7 protein-coding genes are annotated in these 7,675 nt (G+C 73.2%); 2 read left to right on the top strand and 5 right to left on the bottom strand.

The window, feature by feature from the left end; translation table 11 throughout:
• Positions 1 to 286: 286 nt before the first annotated feature.
• The 5 genes from HPT28_RS23335 to HPT28_RS23315 are packed head-to-tail and all read right to left on the bottom strand — an operon-like array spanning position 287 to position 5,778.
• Positions 287 to 1,597 (bottom strand): DUF58 domain-containing protein, encoded by a 1,311-nt coding sequence (locus HPT28_RS23335; RefSeq protein WP_219093241.1) that lies wholly within the window; start codon positions 1,595 to 1,597, stop codon positions 287 to 289.
• A 15-nt stretch (positions 1,598 to 1,612) separates the two neighbouring features.
• Positions 1,613 to 2,578 carry a MoxR family ATPase gene (locus tag HPT28_RS23330; RefSeq protein ID WP_219093239.1) on the bottom strand — a complete coding sequence of 322 codons (966 nt, stop codon included), beginning with the start codon at positions 2,576 to 2,578 and terminating at the stop codon, positions 1,613 to 1,615.
• Positions 2,575 to 3,798 (bottom strand): DUF4350 domain-containing protein, encoded by a 1,224-nt coding sequence (locus HPT28_RS23325; protein WP_219093237.1) that lies wholly within the window; start codon positions 3,796 to 3,798, stop codon positions 2,575 to 2,577. The genes HPT28_RS23330 and HPT28_RS23325 overlap by 4 nt, the downstream gene beginning before the upstream one ends.
• Positions 3,795 to 4,505 (bottom strand): DUF4129 domain-containing protein, encoded by a 711-nt coding sequence (locus HPT28_RS23320; RefSeq protein WP_219093235.1) that lies wholly within the window; start codon positions 4,503 to 4,505, stop codon positions 3,795 to 3,797. Before HPT28_RS23320 ends, HPT28_RS23325 begins: the two co-directional genes overlap by 4 nt.
• A gap of 4 nt (positions 4,506 to 4,509) precedes the next feature.
• Complete coding sequence (locus tag HPT28_RS23315) at positions 4,510 to 5,778, bottom strand: hypothetical protein (protein ID WP_219093233.1); 1,269 nt, start codon at positions 5,776 to 5,778, stop codon at positions 4,510 to 4,512.
• A gap of 110 nt (positions 5,779 to 5,888) precedes the next feature.
• Here HPT28_RS23315 and mtnA point away from each other — a divergent pair, with 110 nt between their 5' ends.
• Positions 5,889 to 7,001 (top strand): S-methyl-5-thioribose-1-phosphate isomerase, encoded by a 1,113-nt coding sequence (gene mtnA / locus HPT28_RS23310; RefSeq protein WP_219093231.1) that lies wholly within the window; start codon positions 5,889 to 5,891, stop codon positions 6,999 to 7,001.
• Positions 6,998 to 7,675 (top strand): two-component system response regulator MtrA, encoded by a 678-nt coding sequence (gene mtrA / locus HPT28_RS23305; protein WP_100204620.1) that lies wholly within the window; start codon positions 6,998 to 7,000, stop codon positions 7,673 to 7,675. The genes mtnA and mtrA overlap by 4 nt, the downstream gene beginning before the upstream one ends.

Here is a 7,675-nt window from a genome sequence, read left to right as displayed (position 1 = left end):
CGAACAATCTTTGTGGGAAGCCCCGTTGGATTCAATTCCAACGGGGCTTTCTGCGTTTCAGCAACCCGATGGCCGGCTTCCAGGCAGCGTGCGCAGTCCTGTACGAGCGGGTTCCGGCCGTCCACGGCCGCCGAGGCGACGCCGACCTGGCTGGGATGACGGACGCCACGGGTGCGAGGCCGCGTCGGGGCGTGGACGCGGCCGCGGATGCCGGGGCGAGCGCGATGCCGTGGCCGTTGGCGATGGCGTCGGGCCAGCCGTCGGTCTGCTCGGTGACGCGGGGACCTCAGAGCCGTCCCGAGGCCTTGAGGGCGAGGTAGGCGTCGGCGAGGGCGGGCGGGAGGTCGGTGGGGGGCGCCTCGATCACCGTGGCCCCGTGGCGGCGGAGCTGGTCGGCTGCCCGGTGACGCTCGGCCTTGGTCTGGGCCGCCGCGGCGGCCTCGTACACCCTGTCCACCGTGCCCCGGGCTCGGGCCATCTCCTCGATGCGGGGATCGGCGACCGAGGCGACGACCACGGAGTGGCGCTGCGTGAGCAGCGGGAAGGCCGGCAGCAGGCCCTCCTCGACCGGTGCCGCGTCAAGTCCCGTGAGCAGGACGACGAGTGACCGATGGCGGGCGTTGCTCAGGACGGCCGAGACCATGGCGTCGGCGTCGGACTCGATCAGGGCCGCTTCCAGGGGGGCCATCGCCTCGACCATGGCGGGCAGCACGTCCTTCGAACTGCGGCCTTGGACCTGGGCCCGGACCCGGCGGTCGTGGGCGAGGAAGCCTACGCGGTCGCCGGCGCGGGTGGCGAGGGAGGCGAGGAGCAGCGCGGCGTCCATGGCCGCGTCCATACGGGGAACGTCGCCGACGCGTCCGGCTGCCGTCCGGCCGGTGTCCAGGACGATGACGACGTGTCGGTCGCGTTCGGGCCGCCAGGTGCGCACGGCGACGGTCGACTGGCGGGCGGTGGCCCGCCAGTCGATGGACCGGGTGTCGTCGCCCGGGATGTACGCGCGGAGGCTGTCGAACTCGGTGCCCTCACCGCGGGTCAGAACGCTGGTGCGGCCGTCGAGTTCGCGGAGGCGGGCCAGCTTGGCGGGAAGGTGACGTCGGCTGGCGAAGGCGGGCAGCACTCGCACGGTCCACGGGACGTCGTGGCTTCCCTGACGCGCGGCTAGGCCGAGCGGGCCGTTGGAGCGGACGGTGACGCGTGCGGCCTTGCGGTCGCCGCGGCGCGTGGGCGTGAGAACGGTGAGGATGCGCCTACGTTCGCCCGGCGGGACGGTCAAGGTGTGCCGGGACGCGTTGACTTCGGTGCCCGGGTACCAGCTGCTGGGTGGCCAGGCGTCACGAACCGCTGCGCGCAAGGGGCGGGGGGAGGGGTTCGCGAGCGTCAGGCGAACCGTCGCAGGCTCTCCGAGTCGAACTGATGTATCACCGGAACGTGTGAACTGGAGGGCTCGTACTGGCGCGGCGCGGATGAGGTCATAAACAATGGCGAGTGCAAGAGGGAGCTGGACGGCGAGGAGCCCCGGCCAGCCAGGCAGCAGCAGGCCGACGACGAGCGTGCCGAGAGCAGCGAGGAGAGCTGAGCGTCCGGTGAGGGCCATGGTCAGGTCACCGGCTCAGCGGGGGACGGGAACACGGGCGAGGATCGAGTTGATCACGCCGTCGGCGGTCATGCCCTCCATCTCCGCTTCCGGGCGGAGCTGGACGCGATGACGGAGCGTCGGTAGCGCAAGGGCTTTGACATCGTCGGGGATGACGTAGTCGCGGCCGGTGAGCCAGGCCCATGCGCGCGCTGTGGTGAGCAGCGCAGTGGCACCTCGGGGCGAGACCCCGAGGCTGAGGGAAGGGGAGTCACGAGTGGTGCGGCAGATATCCACGATGTAGCCGGCGATCTCCGGGGAGACCGAGGTCTGGGCCGCGGCCTCGCGGGCGGCTTCGAGCTCGGTCTGGCCGGCGACGGCCTCAACGCCCGCAGCGTGCAGGTTTCGCGGGTCGAAGCCCTCGGCGTGGCGCGTGAGGACGCCGACCTCGTCCTGACGCGAGGGAAGGGGGACGTTGAGCTTGAGGAGGAATCGGTCGAGCTGTGCCTCGGGTAGGGGGTAGGTCCCCTCGTACTCGACCGGGTTCTGGGTCGCCGCCACCAGGAACGGGTCGGGCAGCGGGCGGGGCACTCCGTCGACGGAGACCTGCCGCTCCTCCATCGCCTCCAGAAGGGAGGCCTGGGTCTTCGGAGGCGTGCGGTTGATCTCGTCGGCCAGCAGCAGGTTGGTGAAGACCGGGCCCGGCTGAAAGGAGAACTCGGCGGTCCGGGCGTCATAGACGAGCGAGCCGGTCACGTCACTGGGCATCAGATCGGGGGTGAACTGCACGCGCTTGGTGTCCAGCGTCAGCGTCGCCGCCAGGGCGCGGACCAGGAGCGTCTTGGCAACGCCGGGCACTCCTTCCAGCAGCACATGGCCCCGGCAGAGCAGGGCGATGACCAGCCCGGTGACGGCGGCGTCCTGTCCGACGACGGCCTTGGCGATCTCACCGCGGACGGCTTCGAGGGCAGCGCGGGCGTTGTCTGGGGAGGGGGCGCTCACGAAGGTCGGTCCTTGTCTGTCGTCGAGTCGGCGGAGGCGGGGCTGATGCGGCGTTCCAGTCGGTCAAGGTCGTCGGCGAGGCGCACCAGGGCGGCGTCGTCCTGCGGTGGCGGACCGAACAGGAGGGTGTGACCGGATGTGTGCTCACCGGTGTGGCGGGCGATGGCCGGAACGACGGTATCCGGTGCGTGGGCCTGTCCGGGCGCGATGCCCAGGAGGGGCGCCAGACGCAGGCGGGTGGCGGCACGCAGTGCGTCGGCGGCGCGGTCGCGGGCGTCGACCTGGTGGTAGAGGCGGGCCCGTCCCTCGGTGGCCTCCGCCGCCGGGACGACGACCGGCAGCCGCTCGGGCACGAGGGGGCCCAGCCGCCGGGCTCTCCACGCGGCGGTGAGCACGGCGGCGATGGCCAGTTGGATGCTGCCCCACAGCCAGCCGGAGGGGATGAGCTCGATGAGGCTCTCGTCGCCGGAGTCGCCGGCGGCGGGATCGGCGGGAGAAGGGAGGTACCACACGAGCTGCTCACGTGAACCGAGGAGCTGCAGCGCGAGCGCTGCGTTTCCCTCCTCGTCGAGGCGTTCGTTGTGGAGGAAGCCGGCACTGCCGACGACGACGGTGTCGCCGCCGGCGGACGGTACACGCACCAGGCTCGGCAGGCCGTCGGCCGGATAACAGGTGTCGGCGTCCTCCGCGGTGACCTCGTATCCGATGCCGCCCAGTTCGACGGAGCCGGAGCGGCGGGCGTAGTCGGCGGGGCAGCGGGGGGCGAGGGGGCCGACGTCCGGCGTGCCGGCGGCCCGCAGGCCCGGGACGAGCGTGGTCGTGGAGGCGTCGGGGGCGAGGAGGACCGTCCGGCCGTCGCTGCGCGCCGTCGCCGACCGGAGCATGTCGCGTTGCCGCTGCGTCAGCAGCTCGGGTCGGGCGACGAGGAGCGTGGTGTCGGCCGCGGCGGCGTCCGCGGCCTCGGCCGTCGTCGTCACGACCCTCGTCTCGACCCCGCGGTCCGCCAGGAGCTCGGCCACCGCGCGGGTGCCGTTCCGGTCGGCCGAGCGGGGGTCGAGGGCGCCGCGCTGCTCGCCGGAGCGCAGGAGGGCGATGACCACCGCTGCCACGAGCAGGACCAGCAGGGCGACGAGGAGCCCTCGCGACCGGAGCCAGATCAGGCGGGCCGACGGGGAGAGGGACGAGGTCGGCGGAGAGGGGGTGGCGGGCGCGGCCGTCATCGAGGGGGTCCTTCCTCGGGGCCGGTGGAGGTGAGCTGCGGGCGGGCTCGGCGAAGGGCCTCGTCCAGAGCGCGCAGCTCTGCGTGGGCGGCTTGCGTGCCGGGCCGTCCGGCGTAGGTGACCTCGTCGAAGGCGCGGGCGGCCGAGCGCAGCGCCGCGGCGTGGCCGGGGAGGGCGCGTCCGGCCTCTGTGGCCGCCTCGTCGGCCGTGCGTCCGGGCTGGGGGTCGAGCAGGGCTCGTTCCTCCAGGCCACGCACGACGGCGCGCATCCGCTCCTGCACGGCGGCGCTCCAGGCCCCGGCAGCAGCCTCCCGTTCGGCGGCGGCGCGATGCTCGTCGGAGCTGCGGGGCGAGGCGTCGAAGAGGCTCGCGGTGGCGGCGTGGGGCCCGGGACGCAGCCTGCCCAGCCGCAGCCGCAGGGCGATGAGCAGAGCCAGGACCGCGAGGGCGATGACGGCCAGGCCGGCCCAGCCGCCGGGGCTGAGGTCGAGGGCGGCCCCGAGGAGGTCGTTCAGCCGGTCCAGGACCCACTCCACCGCGCGCTCGACGAGCCCGGGTTCGTCGGCCTGGTAGACGGGCTTGGACAGCTCGCGTTCCGCTGCCTCGCGGCCGCTGTCCCGGTCGATCGTGACCGGGACGTCGTCGCCCTCCGCGGCCTTCGGCGCGAGTGCCGCGGCCGCGCCGCCCAGCGCTGTCACCCCGGCCATCGCGTCAGCTCTCTGACGCGGCCGGTCCCGGCTGTCGCGTTGTGTCGCCGGTGGTCCCCGCCGCTCGGGCGAGTTCCAGGTCCAGTGCCTCGCGGCGGATGCGGGCGTCGATGTAGAGCAGGGCCGTGACGCCGGCGCTGAACGGCAGCGTCACCGTGGCGGTCACCACGGCACCGATGGCCAGGATGATCAGGTACGGCCAGGTGAGGGTCTCGGGGACGTCGCCCAGCAGCCCGCCGGAGCCGCCGCCGACCGCCGAGGCGGCCAGGCTGGCGGGCAGCGAGATGATGAACGAGAGCACCATGACCAGCAGGGCGGCGAGGAGTTGGATGCCGCAGATGCGCCACCAGGAGCCGCGGACGAGTTTGGCCGAACGTCGCAGCGCCCCGGTCACGGTGGCTCGCTCCAGCATCAGCGCCGGGGCGGAGAGGCTGAACAGCACCCACAGCCAGACGACCACGACCAGGCCGCCCAGCGTGCCCAGGACGACGAAGAGGCCGGCGGCGGGGCCGCCTGCGGCCGCGCCGAGCAGTGCTCCGAGGACGATCCCGACGGCCAGGGCACCCAGGACGATCAGTGCCACCAGGACCGTGAGGGCGAGCAGCCGCAGCAGCCGCGGGCGCGCGTCCTCCCAGGCCTCGGCCACCGACACGGAGCGGCCGAGGACGGCGCGGCTGACGACCATGGTGAGCATGGCGGTCGCCAGCACGGTGCCGATCATGACCATGAACAGCCGGACGCCCTCGCTGGCCGCGGTGGTGCCGAAGGCGTCGGCGAGTTCGTCCATCGTGGGGTTCTGGTTGTCCTGCAGCGCGGCGAGGCTGCTCATGTCGTTGAACCACACCCCCGTGACGACGGTGGCGACCAGCTCGGTCAGCACCGCGATGCCCAGGGCGATCCCCAGGACCGGCCGCCAGTGGGCGCGCATGGTGGACACGGCGCCGTCGAGGATCTCGCCCACGCCCAGGGGCCGCAGCGGGATGACCCCGGGCTTGGCGGCGTGCGCGTAGTGCCAGCCGGAGTGTCCGTGCCAGCCGCCGGGGGCCGCGGGAGGGCTCCAGCCCTGCTGCCCGCCCCAGCCACCCTGGTCGCCCGGGGCGCTCCAGCCGGTGGGGCCGCCGGGCGGCGGCTGCTGTGGCGACCAGCCGGACGGCGTCGGCGCACCGGAGCCCTCGGGTGCTGCGTCGGGTGCGGACGCGTCCCGGTCGCGGTCTCCTTGGGGCTGCTCTGGCTCGGAAGACCCGGGCGAGGCCCAGCCCGGAGCGTCGTTCACTGGGGATCCACCTCGGTCGTCTGTTCGTCGTAGGCAGCCATCGTGCCATGGGGTCCCTGTCCTTGTACCGGGCCCTGCCCGTGGGGGCGGGAAGCGGGCAGACTGGGCCGATGGCTGATCACGAAGCGAACGCGGTTCCGGTCCTGCGGTGGGCGGAGCCTCCCGAGGGCCCGGTCGTGGTCCTGCTCGACCAGACGCGGCTGCCGCTGGAGGAGGTCGAGTGTGTGTGCACGGACGTGCCCGCGCTGGTCGCGGCGATACGTTCGCTGACGGTGCGGGGCGCGCCGCTGCTCGGCGTGGTCGGCGCCTACGGCGTGGCGCTGGCCGCGGCGCGGGGGTTCGACGTCCGGGAGGCTGCCGACCAGCTGGCCCGGGCCCGGCCCACGGCGGTCAACCTCGGCTACGGCGTCCGGCGGGTTCAGGCTGTGCACGAGCGGGCTGCGAACGCGGGCGCGGACCGGGAGCGGGCCGCAGCCGAGGCCCTGGCCGAGGCCAGGGCGGTGCACCGGGAGGAGGTCGAGGCCGGAGCGGCCATGGGCGAGCACGGCTGGGCGCTGCTGCGGGAGCTGCAGCCGGGCGGCAGCCTGCGTGTCCTGACGCACTGCAACACGGGAACGCTCGTGTGCGGTGGGGAGGGCACCGCCCTGGCCGTGGTGAAGGCCGCCCACCGGGCGGGTGAAATGCGTCGGCTGTGGGTGGACGAGACGAGGCCGCTGCTGCAGGGCTCGCGTCTGACGGCATGGGAGGCGTCCCGGGCGGGCATGCCGTACAGCGTGCTGCCGGACAACGCGGCGGGGTCGCTGTTCGCGGCGGGTGAGGTGGACGCCGTCGTCATCGGCGCGGACCGGATCGCGGCGGACGGATCGGTGGCCAACAAGATCGGAAGCTACCCGCTGGCCGTCCTGGCTCGTTACCATCACGTACCGTTCCTCGTGGTCGCCCCGCTGAGCACGGTGGATCTGGCGACCGCGGACGGCTCCGGGATCGAGGTCGAGCAGCGGGCGGGCCATGAGGTCACGGAGCCGATGGGCGGCGCCCGGGTTGCTCCGCTGGGTGCTCAGGCCTACAACCCGGCCTTCGACGTCACCCCTCCGGAGCTGGTCACGGCCATCGTCACGGAGGCCGGCGTCGTCTCGCCGGTCACGGGCGAGGGCCTGGCCGACCTGTGTCACCGATCACGCACCCGAGCATCACGAACAGGTAATGGGATGATGAACGCATGAAAGGACGCGTCCTCGTCGTAGACGACGACACCGCGCTGGCGGAGATGCTCGGCATCGTGCTCCGCGGTGAAGGATTCGAACCGTCGTTCGTCTCGGACGGCGACAAGGCTCTGGCGGCCTTCCGGGAGACCAAGCCGGACCTGGTGCTGCTCGACCTCATGCTGCCGGGCCGGGACGGCATCGAGGTGTGCCGGCTGATCCGGGCGGAGTCGGGCGTGCCGGTGGTGATGCTGACGGCCAAGAGCGACACCGTGGACGTCGTCGTCGGCCTGGAGTCCGGAGCCGACGACTACATCGTGAAGCCGTTCAAGCCCAAGGAGCTCGTCGCCCGCATCCGGGCGCGGCTGCGCCGTTCGGAGGAGCCGGCACCCGAGCAGCTCACCATCGGCGACCTGGTCATCGACGTGGCCGGGCACTCGGTGAAGCGCGACGGGCAGTCGATCGCCCTCACACCGCTCGAGTTCGACCTCCTGGTGGCCCTCGCGCGCAAGCCGTGGCAGGTGTTCACGCGGGAGGTGCTGCTGGAGCAGGTGTGGGGGTACCGGCACGCGGCGGACACCCGGCTGGTGAACGTGCACGTGCAGCGGCTGCGCTCCAAGGTCGAGAAGGACCCGGAGCGGCCGGAGATCGTGGTGACGGTCCGCGGCGTCGGGTACAAGGCGGGGCCGGGCTGA

The organism is Streptomyces sp. JJ38 (assembly GCF_019303475.1).
Taxonomy (GTDB): domain Bacteria; phylum Actinomycetota; class Actinomycetes; order Streptomycetales; family Streptomycetaceae; genus Streptomyces.
This window is presented reverse-complemented; position numbering and strand designations above follow the sequence as displayed.